Source organism: Streptomyces sp. NPDC017246 (genome assembly GCF_044331325.1).
Classification (GTDB): Bacteria; Actinomycetota; Actinomycetes; order Streptomycetales; family Streptomycetaceae; genus Streptomyces.
The window spans coordinates 141,619-158,253 of sequence record NZ_JBIRMW010000004.1; the positions used below are offsets into that span (position 1 = coordinate 141,619).

Consider the following 16,635-nt stretch of genomic DNA (forward strand, 5'->3'; position numbering starts at 1 on the left):
CCGTCACCTCCCTCTTCCGTCGAGTTCCCGCGCCAGTCGTTTCAGGCCCCGGTGCGCGGCGGACCGTACCGCACCGGGTCTCTTGCCCAGTACCCGGGCGGCCGCCGGCCCGTCGAGGCCGACGACGACCCGGAGCAGCACGGCTTCGGCCTGCTCGCGCGGCAGTCCCCTGACGAGCGCGAGGGCCCGCTCCGTCGAGAGGGTCTCCAGGGCCTCCCCCGCGGTGTCCGCGGATGCGGGCAGTTCGATCACGTCCTGGTCGAACAGGGCGGGGCGGGGGCGGGACCGTACCCGTCGCAGATGGTCGAGTGCCCGGTGCCGGGCTATGGTCGCGGTCCAGCCGCGGAAGCCGGCTCCGTCGCCGCGGAAGCGCCCGAGGTCGCGGGCGATCTCCAGCCAGGCCTCGGAGGCGACATCCTCGGCGTCCTCGCCGACGATGCCCCTCAGATAGCCGAGCAGGCCGGGGTACACCGTGCGGTACGCGTGGGCGAAGGCCTCCTCGTCGCCCCGCTGGGCCCGTGCGACGGCCGAGCCGAGTTCCGCGTCGCGTGCCGTGGTGGGCGTGTGCCCCGTCCCCTCGTCCACACGATCCTCTTCACAGCCCGTACCTTCGCGAACCTCCGGTCGCCGCCGTATACCGGATTACCGTCATCCTGTCAGACCGTCAGCATCGCTCCCCGGCCAGTCCGTCGGGGGCGCGGACACCCCGTCTGCGGGTGCGTGGCGGTCTGCGTCCGTGCAGGGTGAGGAAGTAGGTCTGCAGGGATTCCCGCGGTCCGACCTCGAAGCGGTTCACGGTCCGGCCGAGCGGGTTCCACACCCGGCCGTCCGGCATCCGCGAACCGACGGGGTGGTCGAAGACGGTCCACAGCAGGTGCCCCGGGGGGATGTCCACCCAGACCGCCCCGCCCTCGCGCGCCAGAACCTCGCCGACGTAGGCGCCGATGCCCAGCAGCGGCCCGGCCACGTCCTCCCGTCCGGCGCCGCCCCGCCGCAGCCCGTCGACGAGGCGGTCGACGAGGCGCAGGCTCGCCGCGGTGTAGTCCAGCGGCAGCCGTGCCTGCGCGGTGGCGCGCTCCACGAACGCGGACGCGTGACGCCCCATGTCGGCCGCGGACAGCGTCAGGTTTTCGCGGTCCATTCCTGATCACCCTTCCCCTTCGAAACGGCGTGTATCGCCGGGTGATCAAGCGGAATCGGGCCCGGATTCATCACGGCCGGAGTGCGTGACGCCGATCACAGGGTTTTCTCGCGAATAACTGAAGAAGCGTCAAATACCCTTATTCCGCATAAGGTTGACGCCCCCTCGATCTCTTTCCTCCTCTGGGGGAGTCGGTGACGGAGGCCTCGTACCACTGGCTGGCCGACACGACGCGGAGCCCGGAGGAATGGCCGATCGTGGCGTGGACCGGGAGTTCCGCCCCTTCTCCGTGGCGCGAGGTGGAGCGTCCGTTCTTCGACGCCTACCGCTGACGCGGGCCGGCAACGCTGCCGAGGGTTCTCCCTCGGGCACCTCACAGAGAGTCCTCATGCTCCGCCTCGTCGGCCGGGCGCGGGGACTCTCGTGCGGGACGGCCGCTTCCCGCTCCTGCCCGCCCGCTGTTGGCCTGAACTCATTGGCTTCGCCGCCTGTTCGCGCGGGGGCCGCTCCGGTGAGACGTGTCGTTCACGCTGGTCACGGCCGGACGCCATGCGACGATCCGGAGCGAGCGAAACCCCCCAGGGGTACGGGTCCGGGGCGGCACCGCCCCTCCCGGCCACCGTGGCGCACCCCGGACGGTCGGAAAGCGGCCATTCTTCGCCCCGGGTGCACCTCCTCGTCGATCTTCCGGTGGTGGCGGCTCGTTCCCGCCCCCGGTTCCGGATAAGGGACGGAGGGCGCCATGACCTCACCACCGTCTCCCCTGCCTCTCCTCCCCCACGGAGCGCTGCACGCGGTGTACCGGACCGTCAACCACGCGACGGCGGATGTCCGGAAGGACGCAGGCCCCATCCCCTCTCCGGCGCGCCCCCTGTACCTTCCTCCTGACCTCGCCCCCGACCGGGGTCGCCCCACGCTCGCACCCCCCGCCCAGGCCGCCCTCCCGGCCGCAGCCGCCCAGCGCGTCGCCCCTCCCCTCTGCCTTCCCCCGGTGGTTCGCCATGCCCGCTGCACCCGCCCGGCCCCCGACACCTCGCCCCCGGCCACGGCCGCACGACTCCATCCGGCACGAGTGGACGAGGAAGGCGAGAACACGACGGTGCGATTCCAACTGCTCGGGCCCCTGAGCGTCACCGACGGGCGGGACGTGGTGGTGCTCCCGCCCTCCAAGCCGACGGCGCTCCTCGCCGCGCTGCTCCTCCGCCCGGGTTCCATCGTCTCCGCCGACCGGCTGCGCGACGTCGTCTGGGGCGAGGAACACCCCACGACGGCCAAGACCGCGCTGCAGAGCTGTGTCCTGCGGCTGCGGCGGCTCTTCGCCAAATACGGCGTCGAGAACCAGGCCGTGGTCGCGGTGGCCGGCGGGTACCGCGTCGACGCCGACGCCGAGACGCTGGACCTGCTCCACTTCCGCCGACTCGTCGAGCGGGCCGCCGCGTCGGACGCCGAGTCCGAGCTCTACACCCTGCGGACCGCCCTCGCCCTGTGGCAGGGAGCCCTGCTCTCCAACGTCCCCTCCGACCTGCTGCACCGGGACGAGGTACCGCGCCTCGCGGAAGAGCGGCTCAGGGTCCTGGAGCGGGTCTGCGACATCGAGCTGGAGTACGGCCGATGTCGCGAAGCCCTCGTTGATCTGTGGGAGGTTACGCGCGTATACCCGGCCCACGAGCGGTTCGCGGAGCAGCTGATCGTGGCCCTGTACCGAACGGGACGGCAGACCGAGGCCCTGACGGAGTACCACAGGGTCAAGGGTCATCTGCGGGAGCGGCTCGGAGTGGATCCGCGGGCCGAACTCCAGCGGCTGGAGCTGGCGATCCTCCGCGGCGAGGACCTCGGCCCCGAGGACGGGACACGCGGGAGCCGGGGCGCGCCGGCATTCGCCGCGCCGCCCGTCGCCCTCTTACCGGCCCCGGCCGCGCCCCCTCCGGCACCCGACCGGCTCCCGCCGTCCCCGACCACGCCCCCGCCGTCATCGGTCGCTCTCCCCGCGGCTCCCGTGCCCGCGCCCGTACCGGGGTCCGGGACGCTTCCCACCGTGCCGGGTTTCATCGGCCGAAGACACGAAGTCGACTCCCTGGCAAGCCTGTTGACCTCCTGCGACATGGGCGTGAGCTCCGAGCGGGCGCCGTTCGCCGTACTCTCCGGCGCACCCGGCATCGGCAAGACCGCCCTCGCGCTGCACGTCGCCCATCTGGTGAGCGGTCACTTTCCGGACGGCTGCGCCCTGGTGCCGCTCACCCACCCCGACGGCACCCCCCGCGGGGCGGAGGAGGCCGCCGACCAGCTCCGTCGCACACTGCCCGGCGGACCGGGCACCGGCGGCGGCCGTGTCCTCCTCGTCCTGGACGACGTCGTCCACCCCGATCAGGTACGCCCCCTGCTGACCGCGTACCCGTGCGGTGCCGCGATCGTCACCAGCCGGAGGGGACTCGCCGCGCTGGTCGCCACGCACGGCGGCACCGTTCACCGGCTCGGCGCCCTCGACCCCGAGCAGTCGCAGGCGCTGCTCACCACGGTCCTCGGCCGGGAACGGATCGCCGCCGAGCCCGAGGCGGCGCTGCCCCTCGCGGCCGCGTGCGGGCATCATCCGCTCGCCCTGCGGATCGCCGCCGCCCGGCTGCTCACCCGGCCCCGGCTGCGGCTCGCCGACTACGCCGCCTGGCTCCGGCACGACCCCGTCGGCCGGCTCAGCCTCGCCGACGACCCCCGGATGTCCGTGCCGCAACGGCTGGACGAGGCCCTGAGACGGCTCCCGCCGGCGCTCGCCGAAGCGCATCTGCGCCTCGCCGCCTCGCCCCACGAAGCGCTCACCACGGCGCGGGGCGCGGCCGCCCTCGGGCTTCCGGAGGAGACGGCGGAACAGGTCATCGAGCAGCTCCTCGACGCGGGTCTCCTGGAGGAGGGCCAGCCCGGCGCCTTCTGGACGCACGACCTGCTGCGCGCGCACGCGCGCCGCGCGGCGGGCTCCGCGTCAGGACACACCCCCGCCCTCCTGCGCCCGCCCCGACACGGGGAGTTCCCGCAGCCGGGCGCTACGAGGCCGGCCGCTCTGCGCTGACGGCGGGGCCCCGCCCGCACCGGCCACCGGCCCGACCCCGCACCCCGACCGCCCACCGGCCCGACCCCGCACCGACCCCCGGCCCCCGCACGCCGACCGGCTCGGCGCACGCACCACCCCCGCACCATCCCGAGCAGCAGGCCCACCACCCCGGGCTCCATCTCGCCCGCAACGAGAGGTGTGACGCACGCATGACCCTTACGTCGTACGCGGAGATCGCCGCGACCCGGCCCCGAGTCCGTCGCGATGTCCTGTTCACCCAGACCCCCGGCGGCGTGATCTTCCACAACGCCGAAGGCGGCTTCCAGCTCACCGCCAAGTCCGGCTACCGGTTCGCCACCCTCCTCGTGCCGTATCTGGACGGAAGCAGAGCGGTCGAGGAGATATGCCGGGGGTTCGGCGACCTCCAGAAGGCGATGGTGGGCGAGCTGGTGCAGGCGCTCTACGCGCGCGGATTCGCCCGTCCCGTCCCGGCGCCGGAGGAGCCGGCCGCCCCACCGGCGGTCCCTCCGGCCGTCTCGGACCGGTTCGCCCGGCAGATCGCCTACATCGACCACTACGGCGACGCCCCCGAGACCCGCTTCGCCCGCTTCCGGGCCACCCGGGTCGCGGTCGTCGGCGACGGTCCGGTGGCGCGGTGGTGCGTGCTGTCCCTGATCCGGAACGGCTGCGCCACCGTCGGTGTCGAGCGCTCCCTCGGGGAGGGCGGCGGCGGAGTGACGCGCGAGGAGTTCGCGGCCGTCCGAGGCGAGGCGGCCGCGCTGTCCGAGGAGGGCTGCCCCGTCGCGCTGCCCCTGCTGGCGGGGCCGGACGCGGGCCGAAGCGGGGACCGTGAGGGCTGGGCGGCGTACGAGGGGTACGACGTGGTGGTGGCCGCCGCCGGGCCCGGCGTGCCGGGCGTCGTGCTGCCGCTGCTGCGGGAGGGCGTGCCGCGCGGCCGCATGCTGCTGCCCGCCTGGACGTTCGGCGGCTCGGCCGTGGTCGGCCCGACGATGACCCCCGACTCGGCGTCCTGCTGGTCCTGCGCCGCCCTTCGGCTCGGCGCCGGCGGCACGGCCGCCTCGGACGCCGCCGCCCTGTGGAGCGCCCTGGCGCTCGGCACCGGCACGCCCGGGGCCCAGCCGGCCGGCCCGCTCGCCGCGATGCTCGGGAACCTGCTGGGATACGAGGTGTTCCGCCTGGTCACCGGGGCGCTGCCGGCCGAGACCCGGGACCGGGTGCTCGTCCAGTCGATGGCGAGCCTAGACGTCGCGTCAGAGCCGCTGCTCCCCCACCCGCGCTGCCCGTTCTGCTCCTCCCCCGCGGGCCTTCCCGAACCGGTCGACCTCGCGTCGGCTCCGGCACGCCCGGCGTTCCTGCCGACGGTGGCCACGGCCCCCGACGACGATGCCGCCCAGGGGCCGCTCGCCGCACTGGAGCGGCGCTCGGCGCTCGTCCGCCCGTTCACCGGCGTCTTCACGTCGTACGCCGACGAGCCGCTCACCCAGACTCCCCTCAAGGTGGGTTCGGTCGTCCTCGGGCTGGGCGCGCGGGGCACCCGTACGATCACCGCCTTCGACGTGCACCACACCGCCGGGGCCCGGCTGCGGGCACTGAACGCGGCGGCGGTGGTCTACGCCGAACACGTGGTGCCGGCCGCCGCCCGGACCGGCCCGCTCGACGCCCTCCCGGCCGTGGCCCCTGATCTGCTCACCGTCGCGTCGGGAACGGGCGGCACCGGTGGTGGTGCCTCCTGGACCCCGGCCGTGTCCCTGATCACCAAGGAGGCCGTACGGGTGCCCTCCGGCGCCGTGCGTCCCTTCGGGCAGGACAACGCCGACCGTCGCTTCGAACCGACCCGGGCCGGGTCGGGCGCCGGGACGGACCTGCCGGAGGCGGCGGCGGCCGGTCTGCTGTCGGCGCTCGCCCACGACGCCCTGCGCCGCGCCGTCCGGGGCTCCGCGGAGGTCGCCGCGATCGCGCCCGAGGTCTTCGGCGAGGACCCCGAGACGACGTTCCTGCTCCGGTCCACGCGCCTGCTCGGCCTCACCGCCGAGCTTCTCGACCTCGGCGAGCGGGCACGTTCCGGAGCTTCCGTCGTGCTGGCGAGGACGACGGGCGACGGCGCCGGCCGCTGGGCGGTCGGCGCCGCCCTGGACCTGACCTCGGCCGCCGTCGACGCGGTGCGGGACCTCCTCGGGGCGGCTCAACTGGCCGCGGAGGGCGTGGAGACCGACGACGGCGATCCGGTGCTCCGGGATCTGGACGCGGCGCTCGTACCGGTCACGCGAAGCGAGGCGGCTCCGGGGCCGGACGCGCCCGTGGAGTGGACCCGGGTCCTGGAGCGCCTCGCCGCCGCGGGCCGGGACGCCCTGGTCGTCCCGACGCACGCCGCCGACCTGCCGTCCGCGGGCATCCACACCGTGCGCGTGCTGCTCACCCGGGCGGCCTCCGATGAGAGCTGAGGGCACGGCCCCACCGAGAGCGGCGGCCGCGGCTCCGCAGGACGGCACCGCCGCGGCTCCGCCGGAAGCCGCGACCACCACCGAGCCCGAGGCCTCCGCACGGGCCGCCGCGTCCGCGCGGGCCGGGGACTCCCTGCGGTTCGAGGCCGCCCTCCGCGCGGCGCTGGACGAGATCGGGTCCGCATCGGGCGGCCTGGAGCCGGACCCGACCGTCACCCCCCTCGGTGTCGGCGACGCGTACGCGGAAACGGTCGCGCCGGACGGGCCGGGGTCCCGCCGCTCGTCGACCGGCGCGCCGGAACGCCCCCTCCCCGTACATCTCTACGGCCATCAGGTCCTCATCGGTCCGTGGCCCGCGGCCGACGGCACGAGCGGCTGCTCGACCTGTCTGGAGCGACGCTGGCAGGGGGTGCGTTCCGTGCCGCTGCGCGAGGGCCTCGAGCTCGGGGCCGAGACCCGGGCGGCGGGCGACTGGCCGTACGGCGTCGCCTTCGCCGCCACCGCCGTGGCCGCCCTGGTGGCGGGGCTCGCGGAGCGGGGGCCGCGGCCCGGTCCGTATCCCGTGGTCCATCTCCTCGACCTGGACGCGATGACCGTACGGAGCCATCCGCTCGTGCCCGACCCGGAGTGCCCCTCGTGCGGGACGCCCGACGCGGACACCGCCGAGGCGGCCGCCCTGACGCTGCGGCCGGCGCCCAAGTACCGGCCCGGGGTCTTCCGGGTCCGCCGGATCGAGGACTACCGGCTGCCCGTGGACGCCTTCGCCAACCCGCACTGGGGGGCGATCGGCCCCTCCGTCGTCTGCGACGTGGCCTCCACCACCACGTCGGCCACCGTCGGCTGCTTCTCCTCCCGCTCCGGTGAGTACCTGCGCGAGACCTTCTGGGGCGGCCACTCCGACACCTTCGCCCGCAGCCAGCGCATCGGGGTCCTCGAAGGGCTCGAACGGTACGCGGGAATGCGCGCCCGGACCCGGACCGCCCGTCTCACGGCGTCCCTCGACGCGCTCGGACCGGCTGCCGTGGACCCTCGCGAGACCGGTCTGTACGCGGACGCGTTCCACCGCGACAACCCGCGGGTGCGGCCGTTCGCCACGGACCGGGAGATCCCCTGGGTGTGGGGCTGGTCGCTGCGGGACTCCGAGCCCCGCGCGGTGCCGGAGATCCTCGCGTACTACCACGCGCCGGGTCTGGAGAACCGGTTCGTGCAGGAGAGCTCCAACGGCTGCGCGTCGGGCGGCGGTACGGAGGAGGCCGTCTACTTCGGGCTGATGGAGGTCATCGAGCGCGACGCCTTCCTGCTCGCCTGGTACGGGCAGGTCCCGCTGCGCGAGATCGACCCGTCCACCAGCGTCCGGGCGAGCACCCGGCACATGGTGGACCGGCTGGCCATGTACGGCTACCGGGCCCGTTTCTTCGACACCCGGAGCGATCTTCCCGTGCCGGTGGTCACCGCGTGTGCCGAGCGCGTCGACGGCGGTGTGGGCCGGATGTGCTTCGGGGCCGGAGCCGGACTCGACCCCGAGTCGGCCCTGGACTCGGCGCTCTGCGAGATCGCCACCGACGCCGTCAACCTCGTCGGCCGGACCCGGCGCGACGAGACCCGACTGCGGGTGATGGCCGCGGACTTCAGCCGGGTCACCACCCTCCACGACCATCCCCTGGTCTACGGCGTCCCGGAGATGGGGCGGCACGCCGACTTCCTGCTGCGGCAGCCGGAGCCCCGTCCGCCGCTGGCCGTCTCCGACATCGTGTGGCCGGACTCCCGCGGCGCCGCCGTGGCCCCGGATCTGCGCGAGGACCTGCTGCGCGCGGTCGGCGCGGTGACGGCCGCCGGCTTCGACGTGGTGGTCGTCGACCAGACGCTGCCCGAACAGCGCGCCCTGGGGCTGCACACCGTGAAGGTGCTCGTGCCCGGACTGCTTCCCATCGACTTCGGCTGGTCCCGGCAGCGCGCCCGGCACATGCCCCGGATGCGTGCGGCCCTGGGCGCCGCCGGTCTCAACCCCGCACCCCACCCCTTCCCGTAGCGGCGCACCTCCCGCACGCCGTCCGAAAGGAGACGACCCCCATGGGGTACGCCCACGAGTACGCCGAGGCCGTGCTGCACCGCGGCCGCGTCCCGATGGAACCCGCCGACTTCGTCCCCGACTGGCCCGACGGCCCACGCAGGGGGAAGTTCTACCCGGATGCCGAGTCCTACGCCCTGCCCGACGGGGACGATCTCGCCGCCGCGCCCGCCCGTACCGGTCTCCTCCCCACGACCGCGGAGGCCGACGGGTCCGGGGAGCGCGGGTCCGGTGGGGAGCGCGGCTTCACGCTGCCGCTGCTGTCCGCGATGCTCAAGGACTCGTACGGCCTGACCGGCCGCCGACTGGGCGTCCAGGCCAACAGCGACCTGTCCGGGCTGCCGTTCCACACCCATGCCAACTGGTCCCGCGGTACGGCGGGCGGTGGCGGACTCTATCCGGTGGGTGTCCACTGGGTGTCGGGTCCGTCCGGACCGCTCACCCCCGGCATCCACTACTACGACGTCCAGCGACATGCCGTACAGCGGCTGTTGACCGGGGACGTGACGGACAGGGTGCGGGAGGCGCTGGGCGCGGACGCGCCCGCCGAGGCGCGGGAGACCGACCAGTACCTGCTCCTCGGCGTGAAGTACTGGCAGACCGCGTTCAAGTACAACAGCTTCGGCTATCACGTGGTCTGCACCGACGTGGGGACGCTCGTCCAGACCTGGCGGATCTGGGCCGCCGCGCACGGGCTGCGCACCGCGCCCGTGCTGTGGTTCGACGAGCCCCGGCTGAACGGGCTGCTCGGCGCCGTCGGCGAGGAGGAGAGCGTCTTCGCCGTCGTACCGCTGCGCTGGGAGGGCGCTGCCGCGCCGCGCACGGCGGAGGTGACCGGCCCCGACCCGGCGGTGCGGCACCGTGACGTCGAGCGGTCCCGTACCGTCGTCCGGTTCCCCACGGTGCTCGCGATGCACGCGGCGACGGTGGCCGGGGCGGGCGACCGGCCCGCGCCCGGGGCCCTCGCCGCGGCGGCCGCCCGCCCCGTCCCCGAGGGCGGCACCCGGGTCGCGCTGCCCGCTCCCGTCCTCCCCGACGTGCCGGTCCGCCACGTCCTGCGGAGCCGGCGCAGCAGCTTCGGCCGCTTCGACGCGGCGCGACCGGTGACGCCCGGTCAGCTGTCCGCCGTGCTGGCGGCCTGTGCGGCCACCTCGCTGGGCGGGGAGGCCGCTCCCGACGGCGCGCCGCGGCAGGTCCGCCTGTACGCCTTCGTGAACCATGTCGCGGGCATCCCGCCCGGCGCGTACGTCTACGACCCGGACGCGGGCGATCTCTCGCTCGTCGTCCCGGGCCCGCAGGGGGTGTTCCTCCAGGAGAACTACTTCCTGGCCAACTACAACCTGGAGCAGGCGGGCGTCGTCCTGGTGCCGACGGTGCGGACCTCGGCGGTCCTCGACGCGGTCGGGGACCGTGGCTACCGGCTGGCGGTCGGCACGGCGGGCGCGGTGGCGCAGACGTTCTACCTCGCGGCGTCCGCCCTGTCGCTCGGAGCGGGGGTGGCTCTGGGCTTCGACAACGTGTCGTTCGTCGAGAGGCTCGGTCTGCGCGACACCGCCGAGGCTCCCCTGCTCATCATGCCGCTGGGCAACGAGCGCCCGGGGCCCGCCGACTTCCGCCACGAGATCGCCTGAGGGGAGATCCGCGATGACACTGACGACCACCGAAACGGCACGCCCGCGCCCCGCCTCGTGGGAGGTGGGCCGGCGTTTCCTGCTGCGGGCCGCCGGTCTTCCCGTGGAGACCGTGCACGGGCTGCGCTGCCCGCGTACCCGTGCCTGGGCCGACGAGGTCCTGGCCGGGGAGGAACGGCTCGGCGCCGGGGGCGCCGCCCTGAGCGACACGCTGCACTCCCTGGTCGAGGCCGCCGACGCCGACGGCGACGAGGCTCGCCGGGCGCTCCTCTCCCTGCGTCGCCAGATCTTCAACAACCGGCTGCCGGCCGACCCCGGAGCCTCCGTACGGCTGGTGACGGGTCTCGATGCGTCGGCCGGTGCCCGCGTCTCCGCGTGGCTGGACGAGCGTGTCCGGCATCGCGACCTCCTCGCCCGGGGCCCCGTCGTCCTCGCGGAGGAACTCCGCTCGGCACGTTCCGAGTTGCGCTCGGCACTGTCCCAGGAGCGGTTCCGCCGCGGGCTGCTCCTCGCCTCGCCCACGCTCGACGGCAGGCTCGACGCCTATCTCGCCACCGCGAGCGCCGGTACGAGCGCCGGTACGACCGCCGGTACGAGCATCGGGACGAACCCCGGCACCGGCTCCGTCACGGGCGTCGAGCCGGGCAGGCGGATGCGCAAGATCGAGCGGTCGGCGCTCACGTATCTGTACCGCACGGCCTGCAAGACCAGCCCGTTCAGCACGTTCACCCCGGTCGCGACCGGGGTCTTCCACGGCGGCCCGGACGAAGGCGGCGCCTCCGTGCGCATCGGGGAGGAGTGGACGGGTCATGTGCGACTCAATGTCGTCGCCCTGGGGCGTCTCGCCGAGCTGATCCTCGCCGATCCCGTGCGCCGTCAGGACCTGCCCGTCGTCCTGTCCCCGGGCTGGGGGCGCGACGAGGACCGGATCCGTTACGTACGGCAGTGGGTGACGAGCGGCGACGACGACGCCTCCGTCACCTTCGACTCCGTCCGCGACCGGCTGTTCTACCTGCGGGGCAGCGGCACCCTGGAGCGGCTGCTCGCGTTCCTGGGGAACCGTACGGGGCTGCGGCACCGCGATCTGGTCGCCTGGCTCCGGTCCGAGCACGGCGCCGACGCCGCCGAGTGCGAGCGGTACGCCGCCGCACTGCTCCAGCTCGGCATGGTCCAGGTGCCGTGTCTGCGCACCGATGTGCACAGCCCCGACCCGCTGCGCTCCTTCCAGTGGGCCCTGCGCGACCTGGCGGCGCCGTGGGCCGACTCCGTCGCGGACGCCCTGGACGGTCCGGTCGGCCTCCTTGCCGCGTACCCGGCCGCGGGACTCGCCGAACGGCGCGTCCTGCTGCGCGATCTGCGCGCACGACTGCTCGATGTCCAGAGGGAGTTGGGGTCTGCCGAGCCCACCCTGCCGCGGACCCTGCTCTACGAGGACGTCGGCGCGGGCCGGGATCTGCGCTGCGACGCGGGGCTCCTCGCGGGCGCCACGGGCCGGGCGCTGCGCGCGGTCGAGGGTGTGCTGCCGATGTTCGACCTCACCCTGCCCCACCGCATCACCCTGCACGGCTTCTTCGTGGCCCGCTACGGGCGGGGCGGGCGCTGCGACGATCTGCTGGGCCTCGTGCACGACTTCCACGAGGACGTCTTCGACCAGTACGTCTCGTTCACGGGGAAGCGCACGGCGTTCGACGAGCACGGCGAGTACGTTCCCGAGGAGAACTGGCTGGGCCGCCCCGAGCTGCGGAGTCTGGACGAGGCGCGGCGTCGATTCGTCGCCGGGATGCGGGCGTTGTGGGAGGGTCACGGCACCGACGACGAACTGCACCTGCCCGACGACCTGCTCGCCGCCGTGTCGGCGGAACTGGACTCGCTCCTCGGCGACTTCGTGCCGCAGAGTCATCACCTCCAGATCGCCCTGCCCTCCCCGCCTCCCTCCCCGGGCGGCGCGGAGCCCCGGCGCCGAGTGGTGCTCAACCGTTCCTACGGCGGACTCGCTTTCCCCTTCAGCCGCTTCACCCATGTGTACGACGAGGTGACGGGCCCCGGGGTCCCCGAAGGGGCGGATCTCTCTGCGCAGTTGCGTGCGGAGTTGCGTGCTCGACAGCCCGAAGGGGCGGTCTTCGCCGAGCTGACCGGGGGTCCGGTCACCAGCAACCTCAATCTGCACGGCAGAATGACGGACCATCAGATCGTCTGTCCCGGCGAGACGGCCACGGTGCCGGAGGACGCCAGGCTGCAGCTGGACGATCTGTATCTGGAGCACGACGAGCGGGCCGACCGGCTCGTTCTGCGGTCGCGCCGACTGGACCGCGAGGTCGTGCCCGTCTACCTCGGCTATCTGGTGCCGGTGGCCCTGCCCGAGATCCCCCGCACCCTGCTGCTCCTGTCGCCGAGCACCATGACGCCGACCGACGTGTGGGGCGGGGTGCCCGAAGGGCCGGCCGTCGACGGGGTCACCCGCAGACCCCGGGTGGTGCACGGCGACATCGTCCTCAGCCGCCGCAGCTGGACGGCGGACGCCACGGTGCTGCCGGTCCGCCGCCCGGGTACGGACGAGGCCTCCTGGTATCTGGAGTGGCGGCGCTGGCGGCGCGCGCACGGCCTGCCCGACCAGGTCTTCGCCACGGTGCTGCGCGACGGCCGGCGGGCGCCGGGCGCCAAGCCCGTGTACGTGGACTTCGACAGCCCCTTGTCACTGACCGCGTTCGACGCCCTGGTGGACCGGGAGCCGGGTACCGGGGTGACGCTGCGCGAGATGCTCCCGGCCGAGGACGCCCTGCACCTGACGTCCGCGCAGGGCCGGCACGTGGCCGAACTGGCCGTCGAGACCTTCACTTCCCGCCACCGCACCGAGGACGGCCCGACATGCCGGAACTGATCTCCCCCCGCTCCTCCCCCGCGTCCGCCCCCGCCCCCTCCTCCACCCCTCCGCACTCCTTCGCGTCCTCCTCCGCCCACCCCGGCTCCGCGCCCCGGGAGCCGGGGGCGTGGATCGCACTGCACGTCTTCTACGCCGCCAGTCCCCGGCCGATGCTGGTGGACTGCGTCCGCCCGCTGGTCGCGCGGCTCACCGAGGAGGGGCTGATCACCGGCCACTTCTTCATCAACTACTGGCTGGAGGGCCCGCACGTGCGGCTGCGGCTGCGGCCCGCGAGCCAGGCGGCGGCCCCCGAGGTCCGACGCCGGGCGGAGGAGGCGCTCACCGCCTTCCTCAGGAGCCGTCCCGCCCTGTACGAGGTCGACGCCGGCTTCCTCAAGGACTTCTACAACGCCCTGTTCGACATAGAGTTCCCCGGGGAGGACCGAGGGCGCTTCATGGGTGACGACGGCAGGATGAGACTGCGGCCGAACAACACCTTCAGCGAGGAGCCGTACGCCCCCGAGTACGCCAAGTACGGCGGTCCGGCCGGTGTCGAGCTCGCCGAGTGGCACTTCCGCCACTCCAGCGAACTGGTCGTCGACGCCTTCCGCACCATGAACCTGCACCTGCGCACGGTCCTGCTCGGCACCTCCGCCCAGCTGATGATGGTGATGGCGAGCTGCTTCCTGCCGGAGGAGGACCGGCTCGCCGACTACCTGGACGGATACTACGAGTTCTGGCACCGCGCCTTCCCCGGGACCGGGTTCATCGGCTCGAAGGAGTACGAGCGGAACTACACGGAGATGGCGCCCGCCCTGGGCCGCCGCTTCGCCGCCGTCCGGGCCGCGGTCGCGACCGGCGAGCTGGGGCGGCTCCCCTCCTTCCTGCGTGGCTGGGCGGAACACTGCCTTCAGCTTCGAGGCCGTATTGAAGAGTTGGCCATCAGGGGCGAGCTGGTCTTCCCGGTCCGGGAGGGCCCCGCCCGTGAGGACACCGGGCAGGTGCGCGCGGAGCCGGCCGACGCCGTGCCGATGGAGCCGCTCACCCATGTGCCGGCGGTGCTGCCCCGGCTGCTCTCCCCGTACATGCACATGACCAACAACCGGCTGCATGTGACGATCCGCGACGAGGCCTATCTGGCCTTCGTCCTCGGCCAGGTCCTCAGGGACCCGCACGCCGGGGCGCCGGACGGCCTCGCGGTGGAGGCGGCGGACGTCTCCGTGAGCGCGCCGGACGGCCTCGCGGCGAAGGCGGCCGACGAATGACCGCCACCTCGGCGCGGGCCTACCGTCCGGCGCTCCGGTCCGGCGTGCTCCTCGGCCCGCCCCTGCTCCGCGGCCCCCGCACCGTGCATCTCGTCAGACACCCCTTGTCCGGGGCCGCGTTCGAGGTCGGGGTCAAGGAGTACTTCCTCATCTCCCTCCTCGACGGGACACGGAACCTCGACGACGTCGCGCCCGCGTACGCGGACCGTTTCGGCCGCCGGCTCGGCGAGGAGCACTGGAACCGGCTCCTCGGCCTCCTCGGTACGCGGGGGCTGCTGGCCGGCGCACCCGATCCGCCCACCCCGGCAGCCGCGCCGAAACCCCCCGACACCCTGTGGCGCGGCTCCCGGCCCATGGTCGCCGACGCCGACGCGACCACCGCTCGGCTCCACCGCGTCCTGCGTCCCGTGCTCCGCCCCACCGTCCAGCTCCCCCTCCTCGCAGCCGTGCCGGTCCTCCTGGGAGCGCTCGCGTGGCGGTCGGACGTCCTGCTCGACGACACCGCCGAGCTGGTCCGGCAGCCCGCCGCGCTCATGGGTGTCGCCCTGTTCCTCTGGCTGAGCATCACCCTCCACGAGCTGGCGCACGGCGTCGCCGCCCAGCACTACGGCGGCCACGTCGCCGAGATCGGCCTGCGCTGGCGGTTCCCCGCCGCGCTGCTCTACTGCACGGTCGACAACTACCTCTTCCTGCCCGGCCGTCGGGCGAAGCTGGTGATCGCCGGGGCGGGCGCCCATCTCAACATGGTGCTCCTGCTGCCCTTCGGAGTCTGGTGGCTCCTGCTCCCCGCCGGCGCACCGGAGCGGACGCCGCTCGCCGGGCTGCTGGTGTTCGGCACCGTCCAGGCGCTGAGCAATCTGGTACCGCTGCCGCCGCTCGACGGCTACCGGATGCTCGGCCACGCTCTCGGCACCGCCCATCTCGCCCCCGAGACCCGGACCTATCTGGCGCTGCGGCGCGGCGGCGCGGCCGAGGCGGCGGACTATCCGGTGCGGGCCCGGCGGATCTACACGGCGTACGCGATCGGCTCGACGGTCCTGGTGCTCCTCGTCGCGACGGCCACCTGCGCCTTGGTGCTCGCCCTGTTCGGCTGACCGGGCGGACGCAGGGACGCCGCTCCCCGCCTCTCCCGTCCGCTCCCCCGCCACTCCCCGACCAGAAGGATCCACGCACCACATGAGTGAGGTACAGGCCATGCCAACCACATCCGCCGTCGGCGGTTCGCCGACCGCCGCCGTCCAGGTCCAGGGGGTCTCCAAACGGTACGGAGACCGCCGGGTGGTGGACGACGTCTCCCTGGAGATCCGCCGGGGCGAGTTCTTCGGTCTGCTCGGTCCCAACGGTGCGGGCAAGTCCACCCTCATCGAGATCATGGAGGGGCTGCGCCGGGCCGACACGGGTACGGTCGCCCTCTTCGGCGAGTCGCCCTGGCCCCGCAACACCGCGCTGCTGCCCCGGCTCGGCGTGCAGACCCAGAGCTCGGCGTTCTTCGTCCGGCAGACCGCCGTCGAGCATCTGCGCACCGTCGCCGCGCTCTACGGAGCCCCCCGGAGCGCCGTCGACGCCACCCTCGAATCCGTGGGCCTCTCCGAGCAGCGCAAGGTACAGGTCGAGAACCTCTCCGGCGGGCAGCGGCAACGCCTCGCGATCGCCTCCGCCCTCGTCCACGGCCCCGAGCTGATCTTCCTCGACGAGCCGACCGCCGCCCTCGACCCGCAGGCCCGCCGCGCCCTGTGGGAGGTGCTGCGGGGGCTGAAGGCGGAGGGCCGCACGATCGTCTACACCACCCATCACCTCGACGAGGCGGAGGCGCTCTGCGACCGGATATCCATCCTGGTGGACGGCCGGATCGCCGTGACCGACTCCCCGCACAGTCTGGTCGGCGCCTCGCGCGCCCCGAGCCGCCTCATGCTTCCCCTGGGCCGGCTCGACGAGGGGCGGGCGGCGGCCATCGAGGGCGTCGAACGGGTCACCGTCGAGGGGGGCTCCCTCGTCCTGGAGACCCACGCGGCCGGACGGGTCCTCGCCGCCGTCGACCGGATCGCCGGACTCGACGGTGTGCAGACCCGCACCGCCAGCCTCGAGGACGTCTACCTCGATCTCACCGCCCGCCTCTCGGGTGCCGGACGCTCCGGCCACCCGAACGCCGAGACCACGGAGCCGTGATC

General features: G+C 74.0%; 11 protein-coding genes. 9 read left to right on the top strand and 2 right to left on the bottom strand.

Annotated elements, in window-relative coordinates; translation table 11 throughout:
- Window positions 1–3: 3 nt before the first annotated feature.
- On the bottom strand, window positions 4–585 hold the full coding sequence (locus ACH4MY_RS11440) for an RNA polymerase sigma factor (protein ID WP_398000886.1): 582 nt from the start codon (window positions 583–585) through the stop codon (window positions 4–6).
- 79 nt (window positions 586–664) lie between these two features.
- Window positions 665–1,141: a hypothetical protein gene (locus ACH4MY_RS11445; protein ID WP_398000888.1), complete on the bottom strand. Its 477-nt coding sequence runs from the start codon at window positions 1,139–1,141 to the stop codon at window positions 665–667.
- A gap of 194 nt (window positions 1,142–1,335) precedes the next feature.
- On the opposite strand from ACH4MY_RS11445, the gene ACH4MY_RS11450 reads away from it, so the two are divergent.
- The 9 genes from ACH4MY_RS11450 to ACH4MY_RS11490 all read left to right on the top strand — a co-directional run bounded on the left by ACH4MY_RS11450 (window position 1,336) and on the right by ACH4MY_RS11490 (window position 16,633).
- Window positions 1,336–1,473, top strand: coding sequence for a hypothetical protein (locus tag ACH4MY_RS11450; protein WP_398000890.1), 138 nt, complete (start codon window positions 1,336–1,338; stop codon window positions 1,471–1,473).
- Between the two features lie 767 nt (window positions 1,474–2,240).
- On the top strand, window positions 2,241–4,199 hold the full coding sequence (locus tag ACH4MY_RS11455) for a BTAD domain-containing putative transcriptional regulator (RefSeq protein ID WP_398000892.1): 1,959 nt from the start codon (window positions 2,241–2,243) through the stop codon (window positions 4,197–4,199).
- 191 nt (window positions 4,200–4,390) lie between these two features.
- Entirely contained in the window at window positions 4,391–6,643 is a 2,253-nt protein-coding gene (locus tag ACH4MY_RS11460; protein ID WP_398000894.1) for a TOMM precursor leader peptide-binding protein, read from the top strand.
- On the top strand, window positions 6,633–8,672 hold the full coding sequence (locus tag ACH4MY_RS11465) for a TOMM precursor leader peptide-binding protein (RefSeq protein ID WP_398000897.1): 2,040 nt from the start codon (window positions 6,633–6,635) through the stop codon (window positions 8,670–8,672). Before ACH4MY_RS11460 ends, ACH4MY_RS11465 begins: the two co-directional genes overlap by 11 nt.
- 41 nt (window positions 8,673–8,713) lie before the next feature.
- Window positions 8,714–10,342, top strand: a complete 1,629-nt coding sequence (locus ACH4MY_RS11470; protein WP_398000900.1) for a nitroreductase family protein — start codon at window positions 8,714–8,716, stop codon at window positions 10,340–10,342.
- Between the two features lie 13 nt (window positions 10,343–10,355).
- Window positions 10,356–13,220, top strand: coding sequence for a lantibiotic dehydratase (locus ACH4MY_RS11475; RefSeq protein ID WP_398000903.1), 2,865 nt, complete (start codon window positions 10,356–10,358; stop codon window positions 13,218–13,220).
- Between the two features lie 152 nt (window positions 13,221–13,372).
- Window positions 13,373–14,467 carry a lantibiotic dehydratase C-terminal domain-containing protein gene (locus ACH4MY_RS11480; RefSeq protein WP_398001659.1) on the top strand — a complete coding sequence of 365 codons (1,095 nt, stop codon included), beginning with the start codon at window positions 13,373–13,375 and terminating at the stop codon, window positions 14,465–14,467.
- Window positions 14,464–15,561, top strand: a complete 1,098-nt coding sequence (locus ACH4MY_RS11485; RefSeq protein WP_398000905.1) for a metalloprotease — start codon at window positions 14,464–14,466, stop codon at window positions 15,559–15,561. The genes ACH4MY_RS11480 and ACH4MY_RS11485 overlap by 4 nt, the downstream gene beginning before the upstream one ends.
- A gap of 82 nt (window positions 15,562–15,643) precedes the next feature.
- Window positions 15,644–16,633 (top strand): ABC transporter ATP-binding protein, encoded by a 990-nt coding sequence (locus tag ACH4MY_RS11490; protein ID WP_398000908.1) that lies wholly within the window; start codon window positions 15,644–15,646, stop codon window positions 16,631–16,633.
- The last annotated feature ends 2 nt before the right edge of the window (window positions 16,634–16,635 follow it).

What these genes read in the sequence shown, in the direction of transcription:
- ACH4MY_RS11445 (WP_398000888.1), bottom strand. Translation starts at nt 1,141, where the DNA reads ATGGACCGCGAAAACCTGACGCTGTCCGCGGCCGACATGGGGCGTCAC.
- ACH4MY_RS11460 (WP_398000894.1), top strand. Translation starts at nt 4,391, where the DNA reads ATGACCCTTACGTCGTACGCGGAGATCGCCGCGACCCGGCCCCGAGTC.
- ACH4MY_RS11465 (WP_398000897.1), top strand. Translation starts at nt 6,633, where the DNA reads ATGAGAGCTGAGGGCACGGCCCCACCGAGAGCGGCGGCCGCGGCTCCG.
- ACH4MY_RS11470 (WP_398000900.1), top strand. Translation starts at nt 8,714, where the DNA reads ATGGGGTACGCCCACGAGTACGCCGAGGCCGTGCTGCACCGCGGCCGC.
- ACH4MY_RS11475 (WP_398000903.1), top strand. Translation starts at nt 10,356, where the DNA reads ATGACACTGACGACCACCGAAACGGCACGCCCGCGCCCCGCCTCGTGG.
- ACH4MY_RS11480 (WP_398001659.1), top strand. Translation starts at nt 13,373, where the DNA reads ATGCTGGTGGACTGCGTCCGCCCGCTGGTCGCGCGGCTCACCGAGGAG.
- ACH4MY_RS11485 (WP_398000905.1), top strand. Translation starts at nt 14,464, where the DNA reads ATGACCGCCACCTCGGCGCGGGCCTACCGTCCGGCGCTCCGGTCCGGC.
- ACH4MY_RS11490 (WP_398000908.1), top strand. Translation starts at nt 15,644, where the DNA reads ATGAGTGAGGTACAGGCCATGCCAACCACATCCGCCGTCGGCGGTTCG.